The organism is Microbacterium sp. KNMS, assembly GCF_053851835.1.
Window position 1 is genome coordinate 1 of sequence record NZ_JBSQBP010000193.1, and the last position, 240, is coordinate 240.

A 240-nucleotide genomic window follows, 5' to 3' on the forward strand; every position below is an offset into this window, starting at 1 on the left:
CCATTACCATTACCTTTCATCCGAATATTGAGTAAAGTTTCACAAAACATCTTCTGCAACTTACGATCATAAGGTTCCTCGGATAAAGCCCCAAACGAAAATGTTGTAAATGCAAAATCCCCACGGCTAGAGGGAATACTGTTCAGCTTCATCTCTAAAGATTGAATACCTTGGTTTAATTCTTGTTGTAGCTTTGTAAATACATAGTGTTCTTCATCCTTGATACCAAAAGATTTAGCT

Annotated in this window: 1 protein-coding gene; it reads right to left on the minus strand. The window is 36.2% G+C overall.

The window, feature by feature from the left end:
* Positions 1-240, minus strand: a 240-nt coding sequence (gene nrdD, locus ACWXWW_RS18320) for an anaerobic ribonucleoside-triphosphate reductase (RefSeq protein WP_455971473.1), incomplete at both ends; no start/stop codon positions are given.